An 18095-nucleotide genomic window follows, 5' to 3' on the forward strand; every position below is an offset into this window, starting at 1 on the left:
ACAATGGAATTCCCGGAGGTGCTTGTTTAATGTCATCAGTAGTAGTAGTTGGAACACAGTGGGGAGATGAAGGGAAAGGAAAGATTACAGACTTCCTTTCTGAGAATGCAGAAGTAATCGCACGTTACCAAGGCGGAAACAATGCAGGACATACAATCAAATTCAACGGCGAAACCTATAAGCTTCACTTAATTCCATCTGGAATATTCTATAGCGATAAAATTTGCACAATTGGAAACGGAATGGTTGTCGATCCTAAAGCGCTTGTAAAGGAATTAGCGTACCTTCATGACAAGGGAGTGACAACAGACAACCTGCGCATTTCAAACCGCGCACATGTCATTCTTCCTTACCACCTGAAGCTGGATGAAGTGGAAGAAGAGCGCAAAGGTGCAAACAAGATCGGTACAACGAAAAAAGGCATCGGCCCTGCTTACATGGATAAAGCAGCCCGCAACGGAATCCGCATCGCGGACCTTCTTGACCGTGAAGTATTTGAAGAAAAGCTTGCGCGCAACCTGGAAGAAAAGAACCGCCTGCTTGAGCGCTTCTATGAAACAGAAGGATTCAAAATCGAAGACATCCTGGATGAATACTACGAATACGGCCAGCAGATCAAACATTATGTCTGCGATACGTCTGTCGTGCTTAATGATGCATTAGATGACGGCCGCCGCGTGCTGTTCGAAGGTGCACAGGGAGTTATGCTGGATATCGACCAGGGTACTTACCCATTCGTTACATCCTCTAACCCGGTAGCCGGCGGTGTAACAATCGGTTCTGGTGTTGGTCCTACAAAAATCAAGCATGTTGTCGGTGTATCCAAGGCCTATACGACTCGTGTAGGAGACGGCCCATTCCCAACTGAGCTTGATAATGAAATCGGCAGCCAGATCCGTGAAGTCGGCCGTGAATACGGAACAACTACTGGCCGTGCGCGACGTGTCGGCTGGTTCGACAGTGTGGTTGTCCGCCATGCCCGCCGTGTCAGCGGCATCACAGATCTTTCTCTTAACTCCATCGACGTTCTGACTGGAATTGAGACATTAAAAATCTGTACAGCTTACCGTTATAACGGAGAAGTTATCGAAGAATTCCCTGCAAGCTTAAAAGTACTGGCTGAATGTGAGCCGGTATACGAAGAGCTTCCAGGCTGGACAGAGGACATTACAGGCTGCAAATCACTCGATGAGCTTCCTGCCAATGCCCGCCACTACCTGGAGCGCGTTTCCCAGCTGACAGGAATTCCATTATCCATCTTCTCAGTTGGCCCGGACCGCACACAGACAAACGTAGTGTTAAGCCCATGGAGACAAAACTAATACTTGATTGGAAAAGCCCTGATTGGGGCTTTTCTTTTTTTATGTGGCTAGACAAGGCGGGTGTGCGCTTGGCTGGTTTGTGGCTCCTGGGGGCAGGTTCGGACAGTGTGAGGGGAAAAAGGCAGTGTTGAGTCCGAAGTTGGGTCGGGTTCGGACAGAAGAAGGGGAAATTGGTGTTACTGAGTCCGAAGTTGGGGCGAGTTCAGACAGAAGAAGGGGAAATTATCGTTTTTGAGCCCGAAGTTGAGTCAGGTTCAGACAGAGAAAAGGGAAATGGCCGGTGCTGAGTCCGAAGTTAGGTCAAGTTCAGACAGAAGAAGGAGAAATTGGTGTTACTGAGTCCGAAGTTGGGGCGAGTTCAGACAGAGAAAGAGAAAATGGCCGGTGCTGAGTCCGAACCCGCACATCTGGTTTATAATAGAGAAAAAAATTTAAAAAGAGGAATAAACAAAGGGAGATTAGGGAAATGAATCCATAAACCGGGGAAAAGAATACTCTTTTTAGGGAAAGCCCATCCCAGCCAATTGGCTGCAATCGAGTATTCAAACACCTCCAGCTGCAGTCTTCCCTGCAAAAAAGAATTTTTTATAAAAAAGTTATTGCGCTTTTATAAAACTCTATGATATTATAAAAAGCGTCGCCAAGGTAGCAACCTTGGAAACACTAGTAGCATGAGCCATTAGCTCAGTCGGTAGAGCAGATTGCAGCATCAGTGAATTGCTTCACCCGAATAGCAATCTGTGACAAAGCACGCAGGGCTTTGGAACATCTGACTTAGCAGTGTCAGGCTTTAGGAAACAGAATTTTTGCATGAGCCATTAGCTCAGTCGGTAGAGCATCTGACTTTTAATCAGAGGGTCGAAGGTTCGAGTCCTTCATGGCTCACCATTTATACTTTTTTATGGCCCCTTGGTCAAGCGGTTAAGACACCGCCCTTTCACGGCGGTAACACGGGTTCGAATCCCGTAGGGGTCATGGCGAATAACCGTCAGCAAACGGCTGGCAAGCCCAGCTTACTTGCTGGCGGTTATTATTTGGTCCGGTAGTTCAGTTGGTTAGAATGCCTGCCTGTCACGCAGGAGGTCGCGGGTTCGAGTCCCGTCCGGACCGCCATTTACATAATTTACTTTATAACAGCGTACCGATTGCCAAATCGGGACGAAGGACGAAGCCAAACAACGTTTAGGCAAAAATAATCTAATAAGGCTCAGTAGCTCAGTCGGTAGAGCAAAGGACTGAAAATCCTTGTGTCGGCGGTTCGATTCCGTCCTGAGCCATCCCAAGAAGGAGTATGTAACCAAGCATGCTCCTTTTTGTTATATTTCTGTAATATAAGCGCTTTTCTGAAGAAAGACCGCGTAATTTAGACGCACACTCTCCTCTATTTTTCGCAGTCCTAACAAACCCTTGAAAATAGGGATTACTTCCTATCCTCCATTCGACAAATACCACCCTTTGCTTTGCCATTAAAAGTCATAAAATGTCAGGTATTATACATTTTTGTTACATTCCCGAGTCTCGTAATCTATTTGCTTTGCTATATGGTAAAGTAGGAATTGTGAAAAAATCAGACTCACAAATTCGTAGTTACATAGCACTATATGAAAGTGTTCTTTGTTACCGTAGTCTAGGGGGATGTAACCATGTTCAAATGGATGAAAAAAGGTACCTCATCATCAGAATTTACAGCGAAAAGCTTTAAGAAAACTATAAATAGAACGATTGCGGCCGGCTTTGCAGCGGCGGCTCTAACATTTGCAGGCGGCATATCCGCTTCTGCCAATGATGATAAGCTTGTGACCGTTTATTATGTCTATATGGGTGACGAATATATTGGAACGGTGTCGGATAAAAGTGTCATCGAAAATTTGGCTGATAAAAAAATCAGTGAGGCTGAAGGATCCCATAAGGGATTAAAGCTGGCGCTGGCATCGGAGCTTTCCTTTGTTCCTGAGCAGGTTTTTGAATCCAGCTCACAAGTGAATGAATCAGAAGCTGTCAATGGCCTAAAAGATAAGATGGAAGTTCATGCTGAAGCAGCTGCCTTAGTGATTGGCGGCAAGGAAATTGCTTATTTGGAAAATGAGGAGCAGGCAAAAGCGGCCCTCCAGAAAATCAAGACGTCCTATGTATCAGAAAAAGACTTAAAGGCACTCGAAGATAGAAAAGCATCTTCTGCAATTCCTTTACCACAGCTGAAGGAAGATGAAACACGTCTTTTAGATGTCCGCTTTACGGAAGATGTATCCATCTCTGAAGCAACCGTGAAACCAGACCAGATCATCAATGCAGATGAGGCTGTAAAGCTTTTGCAAAAGGGAACCCTTGAAGAAGAGAAATATGTGGTGAAAGAAGGCGATGCACTAAGCAATATCGCCAGTGCCCATGACCTCGATATGAAGGAATTGATCGAACTGAACAACGGTCTTAAGAACGATTCAGTCATTAAAGCAGGCCAGAAATTAAATGTGACTGTCTACAAACCGTATGTAAAAGTGTTAGCAGATAAGGAAGTTTTCAAGAAAGAAAAAATAGATTTTGAAAAAGAAATCGTCGAAGACAGCAGCATGCCTAAAGGCGAAACGAAAGTGAAGCAGGAAGGCAAGGAAGGCGTTCGTGCTGCTACCTATCTGATTACGGAAGAAAACGGCCAAACGGTCAAAAAAGAAGTAAAAGATGAAAAGGTTCTTGAAGAGCCTGTGAAGCAAATTGTCATCAAGGGAACAAAGGTGATTCCATCCCGCGGTGAAGGCAGCTTTGCCTATCCGGCAGTTGGCGGCTATATCTCAAGTAAAATGGGATATCGCTGGGGCAAAATGCATAAAGGGATTGACATTGCAAGACCGAGCGACCGCACGATCAAAGCAGCCGATAACGGTACGGTTGTATCCGCAGGCATGGATGGCGGCTATGGCAATAAAATCGTCATCGACCATAACAATGGCTTCCGCACGATTTATGCCCATCTGGATTCCATCAGTGTCAGCGTTGGGCAAACCGTCTCAAAGGGCTCAAAAATCGGCATAATGGGATCCACTGGTGATTCAACCGGTGTCCACCTGCACTTTGAAGTATACAAAGACGGTAAAATGCAGGATCCGCTAAAATATATAAAGTGAAACTTCAATTAGTGGGGGAGTACTTTCCCCCACTGATTGTTAGTTGAACCAATCGGGCCTTTACGGGCAGTTTGCCCCCAGTTAGGGCTCCTTTGATTTTTCACAGGCTTGAAGATGGGGGCTTACTGCCCGTTAGACTGCGATAAATAAATAATACACGCACAAAAGTCTCTAGTTTTCATGCTAGAGACTTTTGTGGTTAAGAATAAGAAATAAAACATCCACCCTCTTGAGGTGTGCCGGAGGCAGGCAGGGCGCTCCCGCTTTACGTAATAGGTGAATTCTCACTGTTAACATGGTAAAGTAAAGTAGAGAACATATGCATGAAACTGACTTCTACTGCTCCAAAAATAAATAAATGAGCAAGAAAAAGGAGATAGGTATGGATAAAAAAATTCTGGTTGTAGACGATGAGAAACCAATTGCAGATATTCTGCAGTTCAATTTAAAAAAAGAAGGCTATGAAGTGGTGTGTGCCTATGACGGCAATGACGCCCTTGAAAAGGTGGAAGAAATCAAGCCGGATTTAATTTTGCTTGATATCATGCTTCCGCAGAGGGATGGCATTGAGGTTTGCCGTGAAGTGCGCAAGAAATACGATATGCCGATCATTATGCTGACAGCAAAGGATTCAGAAATTGATAAAGTTCTGGGTCTTGAGCTGGGTGCAGATGATTATGTTACAAAGCCGTTCAGCACGAGAGAATTGATTGCCCGTGTGAAGGCTAATATGAGGCGCCATCAGCAGGTTGCCAAGGCAGAGGAAGAAGATGAATCCAACGAAATCGAAGTGGGTTCACTGATTATCCATCCGGATGCCTACGTGGTTTCCAAACGCGGTGAGACGATTGAATTAACACACCGTGAGTTTGAGCTCCTTCACTATCTGGCCAAGCATATTGGACAAGTCATGACGAGGGAACATCTTCTTCAAACCGTATGGGGCTATGATTATTATGGTGATGTCCGCACAGTTGACGTAACCGTCAGAAGACTGCGGGAGAAAATCGAGGATAATCCAAGCCACCCGACATGGATTGTGACAAGAAGAGGAGTCGGTTATTACTTGCGGAATCCTGAACAGGAGTAAAAGGGTACATGGAAAAGGTGGGTTTTTTTCGGTCCATTCATTTGAAGTTTGTGATCATTTATGTTCTTCTCATCCTGGTAGCGATGCAGATTATCGGAGTCTACTTTGTCAGGCAGCTGGAATCGACCTTACAGGAAAATTTCAAAGATGCCATTCAGGAGAGGGTTAATCTTCTTAGCTATTATGTGGAGGAACAGATGACCAAGGTAAGGCTTCCCGATGAGGAGGCCCCGTCACAGGAGGAAGATATCAGAAGGCTATTAAGTGATTACAATTCGGCGGATATATCCGAAGTCCGTGTGGTTGATGAATCACTGAAAATACTTGGCACCTCCGACCCCGATAATCAGGGGGTTGTCGGAGGAAGGTCTACCGATAACCTGATCAAGATGGCCATCGCTACCAAACAGCCGGTAACGGAGGATCTGGTTGACCAGGGACAGCGGATATGGGTTCTCGTCACCCCTATTAAAAATAATAATGGGGAAGTCAACGGGGCCATCTATCTGGTTGCTAAAATAGAAAACATCTATGAACAGATGAGAGAGATAAATAATATTTTTACATCCGGAATCGCTATTGCGTTAGCCATCACAGCGATCCTGGGAATACTCCTTGCCCAGACGGTAACACGTCCGATTTCCGATATGCGGAAACAGGCGCTGGCCATGGCAAAAGGGAACTTCTCCCGCAAGGTTAAAGTTTATGGGTATGACGAAATTGGCCAGCTGGCCATTACGTTTAACAGCTTAACAAAGAAACTTCAGGAAGCTCACGCCACTACGGAAGGCGAACGGCGGAAATTATCCTCTGTTCTTTCCTATATGACGGATGGGGTCATCGCAACCGACCGGAAAGGGCGTGTCATTCTCATTAATGAGCCTGCAGCAAAAATGCTGAATGTTTCACGTGAAACGGTCCTGTCTTCACCAATTGTATCCCTTTTAGGACTTGAAGAGGATTATACCTTTGAAGAGTTGTTAGACGAGCAGGATTCAGTCATCCTGGATTATAGCAGCAAAACGAAAACGCTGATTCTCCGTGCGAATTTCTCGGTTATCCAAAAAGAAACCGGGTTTGTGAACGGCTTAATCACCGTTTTGCATGATATAACCGAGCAGGAGAAAATTGATATGGAACGCCGCGAATTTGTGGCAAATGTATCTCATGAACTCAGAACGCCGCTCACGACGATGAGAAGCTATCTGGAAGCTCTTGCAGATGGCGCCTGGAAAGATGAGGAGATTGCCCCTAACTTCCTGGATGTTACCCAAAATGAAACAGAGCGGATGATCCGCCTGGTTAATGATCTGCTGCAGCTTTCTAAAATGGACAGCAAGGATTACCGTTTGAGCAAAGACTGGATTGATTTCATTTTCTTCTATAATAGAATTATAGACCGTTTTGAAATGACGAAGCAGCAGAATGTTACGTTTGAAAGAAGGCTTCCTGACCATTCTGCTTTTGTGGAAATAGATGAAGACAAGCTCACCCAGGTACTGGACAACATCATCTCCAATGCACTGAAATACTCTCCGGAGGGCGGAAAGGTGACGTTTGGCATTGAGGAAAAAGATGAATTCATTATCGTCAGCGTTTCTGACCAGGGTGTGGGGATACCAAAAGAAAATATTGAGCAGATTTTTGAGCGTTTTTACCGGGTGGATAAAGCCCGGACAAGAAAGCTTGGCGGAACAGGCCTCGGTTTGGCCATTGCGAAGGAAATGGTGGAGGCTCATGGCGGGAAAATTTGGGCAGCGAGTACAGAAGGGAAAGGGACAACGATTTCATTCAGCCTTCCATATGTTCGCTCGGAAGAGGATGATTGGGAATGAGATATGAAAATATAAAATCCATCATACTGACCATTCTAGTCGTGACAAGTGTCCTCCTGACCTGGAATCTCTGGACCTACCAGCCGACTTTTGAGCGAATTGAAAAAGAAGCAAACACCATTCAGGAAGTAACAATTGCGGAGAAAAAAGAAATAAATCAGATTGTAAGACCGGACACCCTTTTATTCCATCTTGGGGAAAAACAGACCTTAGGGACAGTCAGCCCTGATGAGATTGATAAAGTAATAAAGGAAATCAGCGATTGGAATTTTGCTGACTTTGAAAATATTACAGAGGAAGCAGGCATCCTTCCTTCGTTTGTTCATAACGAAGGAAAAGCGGTTCTGGCATTTCCGGATTCTGTTCCGATTGACTTATACAAATCCGTCATCAAAATTGGCGATAAAAATCCCGCTGATTTTCAATTTGATCATATTGTCATTGATACCAGGCAAACGGATAAAAAGGAAGGAATTGTAGATTTTGTCTCATTGGATAACAGGCAGGTTTATCGTAGCCATGTGCCTGTTTCCTTTATTCAGAATTTCAAAAGCCAATACTTCAATCTGTCGGAGTATAACCCGGAATACAAAGCCTATCTTGCTTATAAGCCATCAGATAAAAGAACCATCTACCTGCCCGCACAGGATACCAAAATGCCAAGATATCAATATCTCGAGAAAAAATTGGACTCTGAACAATATAAAAATGCTTTGTTCAGTGATCCGAGTGTCGTGCAGAAAAGCTTTCAGCAATCAGAGGATGAATATAATGATACCTTAAGCCTGCTGAGGGTGAATTCTGATAAAAATACCCTTCGTTATATTAAACCGGCTGCCGGTGATAATCCGGCTTTTCCGTCAGGTGACCTCCTGAAAAGGAGCATTGACTACATTAACGGACATTCGGGATGGACAGATAATTACCAATTTGCCGAAATAGATGAAGTGAACCATCGGGTTGTATTCCGGATGTATGAATCTTCAGGCTATCCTATTTTCAGCGATGATCCGAAACTGTCTGAGATCCGCCAGATTTGGGGGCAAAATGAAATTTATGAGTATGTTCGAAGCAGCTTCCAGCTTGGTCTGAGTACGGAAACGCCAACAGAAGTATCTCTTAGTTCCGGAAATCGCGTAATGGAGTACCTGTTGGCCCTGGACGGATTCGATCCTGAATTGCTGGAGGATGTAAGACTGGGGTATCAGATGATGCTGGTCAAGGAAGCGCAGACCACCTTCATCCGTCTGGAGCCTTCCTGGTTTTACCGTTATGAAGGAACGTGGAAGAGCATTTCGCTTGATGAGACAGGGGGCATGAATAATGGATTGGAGTAAGATTAAAACAATCTTTATTTTAACCTTCCTAGTGCTGGATATTTACTTGATGTACGAGTTTTTCAAATTAAAGGAAGCCAGTGAATTTGAACCGGTTGCCCAGGCATCCCTGGAAAAACAGCTTAAGAGTGCCGAGATCACATTTGAGTCGCCCCTTCCGAAAAGCAACCCGAAAGACCGTTACCTGAGGGCTAAGCCGGTGGAATTTGAGATTGAAAATCTTGAGGATCTGAAAGATACAAAGCTTGAAGGCCAGGAGATCACGATTTCAGAAGGAACCACCTTGAATTCCATTTTGGATGAGCCGATCAAGATCAGTGACAAGTTCAATCCATCCGAATTATCCGCTTTTATCAAAAACAGGGTGTTATTCGGGGATCAGTACCGCTTCTGGGACAAGCCTGAGGACAGCAATAAAATCACGTATTATCAGGAATTTGAAGACAAGATGTTTTATATGAATTTAAATGGCGAGCTCACATTTTATTTGAATGATGAAAATGAAATCGTCTCTTACAAGCAAACGCTTCTGGAAAAGATTGAGTCGAAGGAAGAGAGCGAAAAAGTCATTCAGCCGATAAAGGCTGTCGAGACCCTTTACAAGAATGGCTCGCTTCTGCCTAAATCAAAAATCACAAATGTAGAGTTAGGTTATTTTACCTTCGTGCATTTGAGTTCTTCACAACTATTGACGCCTGCCTGGCGATTTGTTATTAATGGCGAGGAGAATTTATTTGTGGATGCCTTTGAAGGCAAAATTATTCAGCTGAACAATGAAGAGAAAAAAATAGTGGAGTGAGGAGAACATGTCTTTACAATTCAGCGTTCTCGCGAGCGGCAGTACTGGGAATGCGATCTTTGTCGAGACGGAGGAACATTCCTTTCTGGTAGATGCCGGTTTAAGCGGGAAGCAAATGGAAGGATTATTTCAGCATATTGGCCGGGACATCGGCAAGCTTTCAGGCATATTGGTGACCCATGAGCATAGCGACCATATCAAGGGTGTCGGGATTCTTGCCCGCAAGTATAACCTCCCGATCTATGCCAATGAAAAAACATGGCTGGCCATGGACGGGCTGATTGGACAAGTCCCGGTTGATCAGAAGTTTCATTTTGATATGGAAGCCGTGAAAACATTCGGATCCCTGGATATTCAATCCTTCGGGGTGTCCCATGATGCAGCCGACCCGATGTTTTATGTGTTCCATCATAACGGGAAAAAGCTTGTCCTGATTACCGATACAGGCTACGTCAGCGACCGTATGAAAGGCCTTATTTCCAATGCAGAGGCTTATGTATTTGAAAGCAATCATGATGTCCAGATGCTTCGAATGGGCCGCTACCCGTGGAATATTAAAAGAAGGATTTTAAGTGATGTCGGCCATGTATCCAATGAGGACGCAGCCCTTGCGATGAGTGAAGTGGCCGGCGACCGGACGAAGAGCTTTTATCTTGCCCATTTAAGCCAGGATAACAATATTAAGGACCTGGCAAGAATGGCTGTTGCCCAGACACTGGAAAGCCGAGGCATCATTGTCGGCGAACAATTTGACCTTTTTGATACCGATCCGAAGGTCCCGACGATTTTAACAGCCGTTTAAACGTAAATCATAAGAGGAATACACAGAGAGACAGCTGTCTTTCGTGTATTCCTCTTTTTCTTCTTGAGGAAATTTTAATAAAGTATGAACAAAGTCGTAAGATTGCGTCAGCGAGTGCGTTTTTGTTAGATTTCTAAAAACAGAAGAGTATAATATTGGGTATAAAGGAAGACTAAGTTTTAGCATTTATATTAAAAACAGCCGTTTTTTTGCAAAAGAAAGAAAGGATGGGTGCAGTTTGGGCTATTATGATCAAGATCATCAGAACCGTTATAAAGGGCAAAAAGGCAACAAGGGCGGATACTTTCTGGCCAGTCTTGTTGGCATCATACTAGGGGCCATTCTGGTCGTGGTTGCAGTCCCGAAGCTTGCTGACTACGACGTGCTCCCTTATACGGTTGAACCGGATGAAAAGCTGCAGGATGAAGCAGCCGGGGACAATAATGCCAGGACTCAGAATGTCTCAGTCGATGTGACAACCGATGTAACCAAGGCGGTCGACAAAGCCGGGGATGCGGTTGTAAGCATTACGAACATCCAGACAGCCGGCTTCTGGTCCAATGAAGGAAACGGCAGTGCCGGACAGCCGGCCGGAACAGGGTCAGGCGTTATTTATAAGAAGGAAGGAAATACAGCCTTCATCGTCACAAACCATCATGTGGTCGAAGGTGCTCAGGAATTGGAAGTAAGCCTGGAGGATGGCACCAAGCTGCCGGCAAGACTGGTAGGCAGCGATATTTGGACGGATCTTGCCGTGCTTGAAGTAGAAGCAAAGGAAATCAAAACGGTAGCCGAATTCGGCGATTCAGACAAGCTGAAGCCAGGCGAGCCTGTCATTGCCATCGGGAACCCTCTTGGCCAGTTCTCCGGCTCAGTCACACAGGGAATCATCTCTGGACTGGAGCGTGCCATACCGGTTGATATTGACCAGAATGGAACAGTAGACTGGCAGGCAGAGGTTCTGCAGACAGATGCCGCCATCAACCCGGGTAACAGCGGCGGAGCGCTGGTGAATATCGGCGGTCAGCTCATCGGCATCAACTCCATGAAAATTGCTGAGAGTGCGGTAGAAGGAATCGGATTGGCGATTCCAATTAACTACGCAAGACCAGTCATTGATGACCTGGAAAAGTTCGGAGAAGTAAAACGTCCGTATATGGGCGTGCAGCTGGCATCTGTTAATGAGATTCCTGGATACTACCAGCAGGAAGCACTGAAACTGCCGAAGGATGTAAAATCAGGTGTGGCTATCACATCTGTAGAACCGAACTCTCCAGCAGCACAGGCAGGACTGAAGGAAATGGATGTCATTGTCGAGATGGATGGACAGGAAATCAAAGACATCATCGAATTGCGCCAGCATCTGTATACCAAGAAATCAGTGGGCGACCAAATGAAAATTAAGTTTTACCGCGACGGCAAAACCCAGGAAGTAACGATGAAGCTGAGCGGCGAGACATTTTAATGAAATGGGAAAGCGATAATCGCTTTCCTGTTTTTTATTATAGATGAAACATTAAATTGGACTATGAAAGCATTTCAGGAAAAGTTATCTGCATCCAGCTCCAGCGCCTAGCCCCTCGGGTCATAAGCCAAATCACTCCAGAAATCAGGATTTCCTGCGTGATTCGACTTATGCCTGTCGGTCTTGCACAGGATGTGCTGACTTCAACGTTCGCCACAGGACGTGGCGGTTTTTAGTTGAAGATCATCTGTTTTCAAGGCACTTCCGCTTTTGATTGTGTTTTGTTAGTATGAGATGTGGATAACTTAAATACATAACCGAAAATTAAAATTATCCACAATTCGGATAAAAAAACAGGCGGCCAGCCTAAAAAGGAGTTAGCTGAAAATGATTTACTGCTGTGACGAACACGTTGATCTGGCAATAGATATAGTGGTGGATGAGTACGAAACATTCCCACAATTAACAAAACTTGAAGGTGATAAAAAGTTATCAACAACCTGTGAATATTGTCAAAATACCGCAATATATGTTGTAGCGAACGAATGATCTCATACAACATGTGGATGAAAAATGTGGACATGTGGATAACTTCTGTGGATATCTTGTTTGTAAAGTGAGGACATGCTGTGAATATCTCAATCATAACGGTTGGAAAGCTAAAAGAAAAATACTTGAAGCAGGGAATTGACGAATATCTAAAAAGACTGTCGGCCTACGCAAAACTGGACATCATCGAAGTCCCCGACGAAAAAGCCCCCGAAGAACTAAGCGAAACGGAAATGATTCAGGTCAAGCAAAAAGAGGGTGAGCGGATCCTGGCGAAGATCCATCCGGATGCCCATGTCATTGCATTGGCTATTGAAGGGAAGATGAAATCATCGGAAGAGCTCGCTGATACTCTTGATAAACTGGCTACATACGGAAAGAGCAAGATTGCGTTTGTAATAGGTGGATCTCTTGGGCTGAGCCAGGGGGTTTTGCAGCGTGCGGATGAGAAGCTGTCTTTTTCGAAGATGACGTTTCCGCATCAGTTGATGAAGCTGATCTTACTGGAGCAGATTTATCGGGCTTTTCGGATTAATCGGGGGGAACCTTATCATAAATAGGGGTATAACAAAAATGGCCTAGATAAGCACTCATTATATTGACTTTTATAAATAAGGATACCGTTATTACGGTATCCTCAATAAAATTCAATTCATAGAAGAATTTTTAATAAGGTGTGCTAAATAAACCAGCCCCTTTTCTAGTTGATCCATTGATGCATATGAATAGGAAATACGAAGATGCTGTTCATCATTATTATCATACACACTACCTGGATTTAATAAAATTCCTTCTCGAAGGGCTGTGTTAAATAGCTTTCGGATAGAAACACTTGTCAGTAATTTAAGCCAGATATAAAATCCACCTTTTGGGGTGTTCCATGTTGCTATCTCGGAAAAATATTTCTCTAAAATTTGAATGGTGAAATCCCTTCTGAATCGTAATTCCTCTTTCGTTTCCTTTAAGAAATCCTCATACATACCACTACTAAGCCATTTGTCTACAGCATATTGTGATAAGGAACTTGACCCGTAATCTGTTTGCATTTTTATATCTGCTAAACGTTCGATGACAGGTTCAGGTCCCACAATCCAACCGATTCGCAAACCGGGGCTCAATGTTTTGGACATGCTGCCTATATACAGGACATTTCCTTGTGTGTCATTAGCTTTCAAAGGATTTGGCGGAGGGTTTTCAAACCATAAATCACCATAAACATCATCCTCAATGATAGGTATAGACTCCCTTTGACAAACCTTTATTAATTCAACCCGCCTTTTTTCAGACATTAATGTGCCTGTTGGATTGTGAAAAGTGGGTATCGTATAGAGTAAAGCCGCGTGATGCTGTCGCTTCATGCGTCCAATAGAGTCACTTTTAATTCCTTCTTTATCAAGTGGTATACCCAATAAATTCATTCCAGCCGATTGAAAAACATGTACGGAGTTTAAATAGGATGGTGATTCATGAAGTATTGTGGATCCTCTTTTTAATAATCCAATTGAAATCAATTGCAGTGCCTGGAGCCCTCCAGAAACAATTAAGATTGATTCGGGGGAAGCTTCAATTCCCTTTGTTCTTAAATATGCACTAACGGTTTTACGTAAAGATAGGCTTCCTTTAGGCTCCATGTATCCAAGCGATAAAGACTGCTCAGTATCTATTTGCAGTATTTGTCCCATCTTTTTGTTGGGCAATAGATCTGGTGAAAGTTCTCCTGTTCCAAGCCTAATCATAGCAGGGTCTGCTTCTGATTTATTAATTTCTTGGATGATCGTTATACTTGGTTTATGGATACCGGATTTTACATAACTTATCCAATCTGGAGGAGGAGTGGAAGCAAGCAGGCTCCAGGTATTGTTAATCACCCTAGTACCGCTTCCAACCTTAGACTCAATTAATCCATCGGCAGCCAGTTCTTCAAGTGCAGTTACAATGGTACTTCGATTTACTTGAAATCGTTTTGCTAAATTTCTTTGTGGCGGTATTTTAGTGCCTATTGTCCATTCACCGTTCATTATTTTGTTTTTCATAAAATCATATATTTGCTGATGTAAAGGAACGATTGAATTTTTTTCTGGCTTCCAATCTAATTCAGACATAGGCTATCTCCAATCACTTTTTTAAAATTATACCAAATGGTTGGATAGACTCCCATCCAATTGGTTGGAGACATATGAATGGTCCTTAGCTATTCTATAAAAGAATAGGGGGAATCATAGTGGAACCATTATTTCATGGAATGGTATTGGCATTTGGATTAATCTTACCTTTGGGAGTTCAAAATGTATTTGTATTTAATCAAGGAGCGGCACACAACAAATTCACCAATGCTCTACCTGCAATTATTACAGCAGGGGTTTGTGATACAATACTGATTTATTTGGCTGTTGCCGGGGTATCCATTATTGTTTTTAGTTTTGAATGGTTAAAGATTTTGTTATTTTTAGTAGGATTCTTTTTCTTAGCCTACATGGGTTGGATCAGCTGGAAAAACACATCCGAAATAAACGCTAATCAAGAACAAAACCGTTTTTCTGCACGTCGTCAGGTTACTTTTGCTGCTTCTGTCTCATTACTTAATCCTCATGCTATTATGGATACTATTGGAGTTATAGGAACTAGTTCATTGGCTTATACAGGATATGAGAAATGGGTGTTTACCGTGGCTTGTATAATGATTTCTTGGATCTGGTTCTTTTCCTTAGCGATTTCTGGAAGGAAGATTGGCCAATTTGATAAAAATGGTAAGTTCTTAAAATATATGAATCAAGTTTCCGCTCTTATTATATGGGCTATGGCTATTTATATGGGATATCAACTGTATTCATTATTAAAGTTAGCTTGAACTTTAGGATTCTTTACAATGAATGCAAAGTGAATCCGATTAGTTACATGGTGGTCTTCCTTGATGTTTCATAACGGTTAGAACAAGATTATACTAATTTGTAATATGCTATATAAAAAGGGGGTCATAATGTGAGGCAACTTTATATAAAGCAGAAGGTGTTTAGTCTTAGTGGCAAATTTACAGTAAAGGATCAGCAGGAGAACGATGTATATTATGTAGAGGGAAGTTTTATGCAAATTCCAAAGACATTTTCCATTATGAATACAGCAAGAGATAAAATAGCCCTCATTACGAAAAAGGTGTTTAGCTTTTTACCGAAATTTTTTGTTGAGGTAAATGGTCGAGAGGTGCTGACGATTAAGAAGGAGTTATCCTTCTTAAAAGCACGCTATACGATTGATGGGGCAGGCATTGAAGTACATGGTAATTGGTGGGACATGGATTTTCAGGTAATACAGCATGGCAAAGCTATTGGGAAAGTGAACAAGGAATGGTTTACTTGGGGCGACAGCTACAAGGTTCAAATTTTAGATGAAGAAATGGAAGCCATCATGGTTGCCCTCGTTGTTGCAATTGATTGTGTAAAGGCTGACCAAGCAGCTGCTTCCTCTGCAGCGACACCATAACAATATCGATGGCCGAAGAAAAGATAAAAGTCCAGTGAATCTTACAAAAGTAGAAAAGTGCACAATCCAAATTTTGTAAAGTAAAGGGGTGTCCTAATACAGGTGCCTGACCCCAACTATGCTGCCACTTTAAAGTACCAGGGGTCAGGCATTTACAAGAGTTCTTATCTCTAGATTAGTAAACTTAATGATATTCAAAGCGTATTCCCCCTGTAAAAGCATACCACTAACATATTCCAGATAAATAATTGATTTCCTTCTCCTTAGAATATTTCGATACGTAAACAGTACCTCGTATATCTCATAAAACAAGTGCCTGACCCCAACTATACTACCGCTTTAAAGTACAAGGGGTCAGGGACTTGGGGTAAAGCAGGCAGGGGTTACACCACATCATAAGTCAGAAAACGTAAAGAACCTGGCAGCGTGTGACTTTGATATGGCTAAGCCCCTAATGGTGTACTTATCCTAACTGGCGTTTAAATGCTTTAGTGGCGAAGAAGTAAGCGATGACCATGATGCCGATGCACCAGGAAAGCGCAATCCAGATATCGCTGCCAACAGACCCTTCATACAAGAGGGTACGAATCGCATTCACGATTGAAGTCACGGGCTGGTTCTCAGCAAACGCACGAACAATTTTGGGCATGGTTTCAGTAGGGACAAAGGCCGAACTGATAAACGGCAGGAAAATCAGCGGGTACGAGTAGGCTGTCGCCCCTTCCATAGATTTCGCTTTCAATCCAGGAATGACTGCAATCCACGTCAGTGCCAGCGTAAACAGCCCGAGTATCCCGGCTACGGCAAGCCAATCCAGAATATCAGCGCTGGAACGGAAGCCCATCAAGAGGGCAACAAGGATAACCACTACGACAGTAAGCGCATTGGAAACAAGCGAAGTCAACACGTGAGCCCACAATATCGACGAGCGCTTGATAGGCATGGTAATGAAACGAGCCATCAGCCCGCTCTTTATATCGTTAAACAGCCGCAATGTAGTGTAAGCGACGCCGGATGCGATAGCCATCAGCAGGATTCCCGGCAATAAATAATTGACGTAGTTGTCCGTGCCCGTTTCTATGGAGCCGCCAAATACATAAACAAACAGCAGCATCATCATAATCGGCGTAATTGCCACCGTGATAATCGTATCCGGGCTGCGCAGGATGTTGCACATTAAGCGTCCAAGTAATACCCCTGTTTTGTTTTTCATTTATTTCTCCTCCTTTTTGCCGATGATCGCGAGGAAAATTTCCTCCAATGTCGGCTGCTTCTCGATATACTCCACTTTCGCTGGCGGGAACATCTCTTTAAGTTCGGAAAGGGTACCGCTTGTAATGATTTTTCCGCCATGCAGGATGGCGATACGGTCCGCCAGTTGTTCGGCTTCCTCCAGGTACTGGGTCGTCAGCAGGATGGTCGTGCCGCTTCCAGCAAGTTCCTTAATGGTATTCCAGACTTCAATCCGCGCTTCGGGGTCAAGTCCTGTCGTCGGTTCATCCAGAAAAATAACAGCTGGCGTCCCGATCAGGCTCATGGCAATGTCAATCCGGCGCTTCATCCCGCCGGAATATTGGTCCGCCCGGCGGTTGGCCGCATCGGTAAGGCTGAATTTTGCAAGCAGATTGTCGGCGACTTGAGCGGGGTTGGAAACTCCGCGAAGCTTGGCGATCATCATCAGATTTTCTCTTCCTGTAAGCATGCCGTCTAAAGCTGCGAATTGTCCTGTCAGGCTGATGCTCTGGCGAACATGATCCGGTTGAAGCTGGGAGTCAAAGCCGCAAATAGATGCTTCGCCGCCATCGGGCTTCATCAGCGTCGAGAGGATGTTGACCGTCGTTGTCTTGCCTGCTCCATTTGAGCCCAGCAGTGCGAAAATTTCGCCACGCCGCACCTCAAAATCCACCCCCTTTAAGACTTCCTTGTCTTTATAGGATTTTTTCAACCCTTTTACAGAAATCGCTGCATTACTCATACTTTTTCCCTCCTTATAAAAATGATGGAGCTTGATTGCCTAAAATACCAGCTACTTAGTCTGACTGATAATCTGTATTACTTAGTACTGGAGTAAAAATATAACTGAATAGTGAAGGTGGCACATTCATACTTGTAACCAGCTATTCAGTCGGACTATCTATTGAAGTTGCCTTTTTCCAAATCGATCTCATTCAAATCTACACGATACTTGCCGGCAAAGTTATTAGCGTTTGCCACTGGTTCGCAGGCAAAGGACGTCAAGTCGAACCTCGTGTTGTCCAGGAGCTGTCTGTCTTCTGCCGTACTGGCTTCGAACAACTCAA

Annotated in this window: 16 protein-coding genes and 4 tRNA genes; 16 read left to right on the top strand and 4 right to left on the bottom strand. The window is 43.8% G+C overall.

All coding sequences use genetic code 11. The annotated features are described in order from the left end of the window. Nucleotides 1–29 precede the first annotated feature (29 nt). From CE058_RS03650 to rlmH, 14 genes are all read left to right on the top strand, one after another. Nucleotides 30–1322, top strand: coding sequence for an adenylosuccinate synthase (locus CE058_RS03650; protein ID WP_048010217.1), 1293 nt, complete (start codon nucleotides 30–32; stop codon nucleotides 1320–1322). Between the two features lie 812 nt (nucleotides 1323–2134). Further along, nucleotides 2135–2210: transfer RNA gene (locus CE058_RS03655), tRNA-Lys, on the top strand. Nucleotides 2211–2225: 15 nt separating this feature from the next. Further along, nucleotides 2226–2297 (top strand) — tRNA-Glu (locus tag CE058_RS03660). Between the two features lie 61 nt (nucleotides 2298–2358). Further along, nucleotides 2359–2435: transfer RNA gene (locus CE058_RS03665), tRNA-Asp, on the top strand. 91 nt (nucleotides 2436–2526) lie between these two features. After that, nucleotides 2527–2599: transfer RNA gene (locus CE058_RS03670), tRNA-Phe, on the top strand. Nucleotides 2600–2965: 366 nt separating this feature from the next. Then, on the top strand, nucleotides 2966–4441 hold the full coding sequence (locus CE058_RS03675; RefSeq protein ID WP_163140316.1) for a M23 family metallopeptidase: 1476 nt from the start codon (nucleotides 2966–2968) through the stop codon (nucleotides 4439–4441). A gap of 382 nt (nucleotides 4442–4823) precedes the next feature. Next, complete coding sequence (gene yycF, locus CE058_RS03680; RefSeq protein WP_048010220.1) at nucleotides 4824–5531, top strand: response regulator YycF; 708 nt, start codon at nucleotides 4824–4826, stop codon at nucleotides 5529–5531. 8 nt (nucleotides 5532–5539) lie between these two features. After that, nucleotides 5540–7366: a cell wall metabolism sensor histidine kinase WalK gene (walK, locus tag CE058_RS03685; RefSeq protein ID WP_048010221.1), complete on the top strand. Its 1827-nt coding sequence runs from the start codon at nucleotides 5540–5542 to the stop codon at nucleotides 7364–7366. Beyond that, on the top strand, nucleotides 7363–8703 hold the full coding sequence (locus CE058_RS03690; protein ID WP_048010222.1) for a YycH family regulatory protein: 1341 nt from the start codon (nucleotides 7363–7365) through the stop codon (nucleotides 8701–8703). Before walK ends, CE058_RS03690 begins: the two co-directional genes overlap by 4 nt. Continuing rightward, nucleotides 8690–9502, top strand: coding sequence for a two-component system regulatory protein YycI (locus tag CE058_RS03695; RefSeq protein WP_163140318.1), 813 nt, complete (start codon nucleotides 8690–8692; stop codon nucleotides 9500–9502). The genes CE058_RS03690 and CE058_RS03695 overlap by 14 nt, the downstream gene beginning before the upstream one ends. 7 nt (nucleotides 9503–9509) lie before the next feature. Continuing rightward, entirely contained in the window at nucleotides 9510–10304 is a 795-nt protein-coding gene (locus CE058_RS03700; RefSeq protein WP_048010224.1) for an MBL fold metallo-hydrolase, read from the top strand. 238 nt (nucleotides 10305–10542) lie between these two features. Beyond that, the gene (locus CE058_RS03705; RefSeq protein WP_048010225.1) at nucleotides 10543–11769 is read left to right on the top strand and encodes a S1C family serine protease; all 1227 of its coding nucleotides are present in this window, start codon (nucleotides 10543–10545) and stop codon (nucleotides 11767–11769) included. 387 nt (nucleotides 11770–12156) lie between these two features. Then, nucleotides 12157–12318 (top strand): CxxH/CxxC protein, encoded by a 162-nt coding sequence (locus CE058_RS03710; protein WP_064503402.1) that lies wholly within the window; start codon nucleotides 12157–12159, stop codon nucleotides 12316–12318. Between the two features lie 80 nt (nucleotides 12319–12398). Next, a complete protein-coding gene (rlmH, locus tag CE058_RS03715) occupies nucleotides 12399–12878 on the top strand; it encodes a 23S rRNA (pseudouridine(1915)-N(3))-methyltransferase RlmH (RefSeq protein ID WP_048010226.1) in 480 nt (159 codons plus the stop codon). Between the two features lie 87 nt (nucleotides 12879–12965). On the opposite strand, the gene pdxR is transcribed toward rlmH, so the two are convergent. Next, nucleotides 12966–14420: a MocR-like pyridoxine biosynthesis transcription factor PdxR gene (gene pdxR / locus CE058_RS03720; protein WP_163140320.1), complete on the bottom strand. Its 1455-nt coding sequence runs from the start codon at nucleotides 14418–14420 to the stop codon at nucleotides 12966–12968. 119 nt (nucleotides 14421–14539) lie between these two features. Between pdxR and CE058_RS03725 the strand changes: the two genes are divergently transcribed. Both CE058_RS03725 and CE058_RS03730 read left to right on the top strand, forming a co-directional pair. Beyond that, complete coding sequence (locus CE058_RS03725; protein ID WP_163140322.1) at nucleotides 14540–15166, top strand: LysE/ArgO family amino acid transporter; 627 nt, start codon at nucleotides 14540–14542, stop codon at nucleotides 15164–15166. Nucleotides 15167–15297: 131 nt separating this feature from the next. Then, the gene (locus CE058_RS03730) at nucleotides 15298–15795 is read left to right on the top strand and encodes an LURP-one-related/scramblase family protein (RefSeq protein ID WP_163140324.1); all 498 of its coding nucleotides are present in this window, start codon (nucleotides 15298–15300) and stop codon (nucleotides 15793–15795) included. A gap of 463 nt (nucleotides 15796–16258) precedes the next feature. Here CE058_RS03730 and CE058_RS03735 read toward each other — a convergent pair whose 3' ends face one another. From CE058_RS03735 to CE058_RS03745, 3 genes are all read right to left on the bottom strand, one after another. Beyond that, nucleotides 16259–17008: an ABC transporter permease gene (locus tag CE058_RS03735; protein ID WP_163140326.1), complete on the bottom strand. Its 750-nt coding sequence runs from the start codon at nucleotides 17006–17008 to the stop codon at nucleotides 16259–16261. Then, a complete protein-coding gene (locus tag CE058_RS03740) occupies nucleotides 17009–17770 on the bottom strand; it encodes an ABC transporter ATP-binding protein (RefSeq protein WP_163140329.1) in 762 nt (253 codons plus the stop codon). It abuts the gene before it with no gap. Nucleotides 17771–17925: 155 nt separating this feature from the next. After that, on the bottom strand, nucleotides 17926–18090 hold the full coding sequence (locus CE058_RS03745) for a hypothetical protein (RefSeq protein WP_163140331.1): 165 nt from the start codon (nucleotides 18088–18090) through the stop codon (nucleotides 17926–17928). Nucleotides 18091–18095 lie beyond the last annotated feature (5 nt).

Origin of the sequence: Bacillus sp. 22-7 (assembly GCF_010628845.1) — a bacterium.
Classification (GTDB): domain Bacteria; phylum Bacillota; class Bacilli; order Bacillales; family Cytobacillaceae; genus Cytobacillus; species Cytobacillus firmus_B.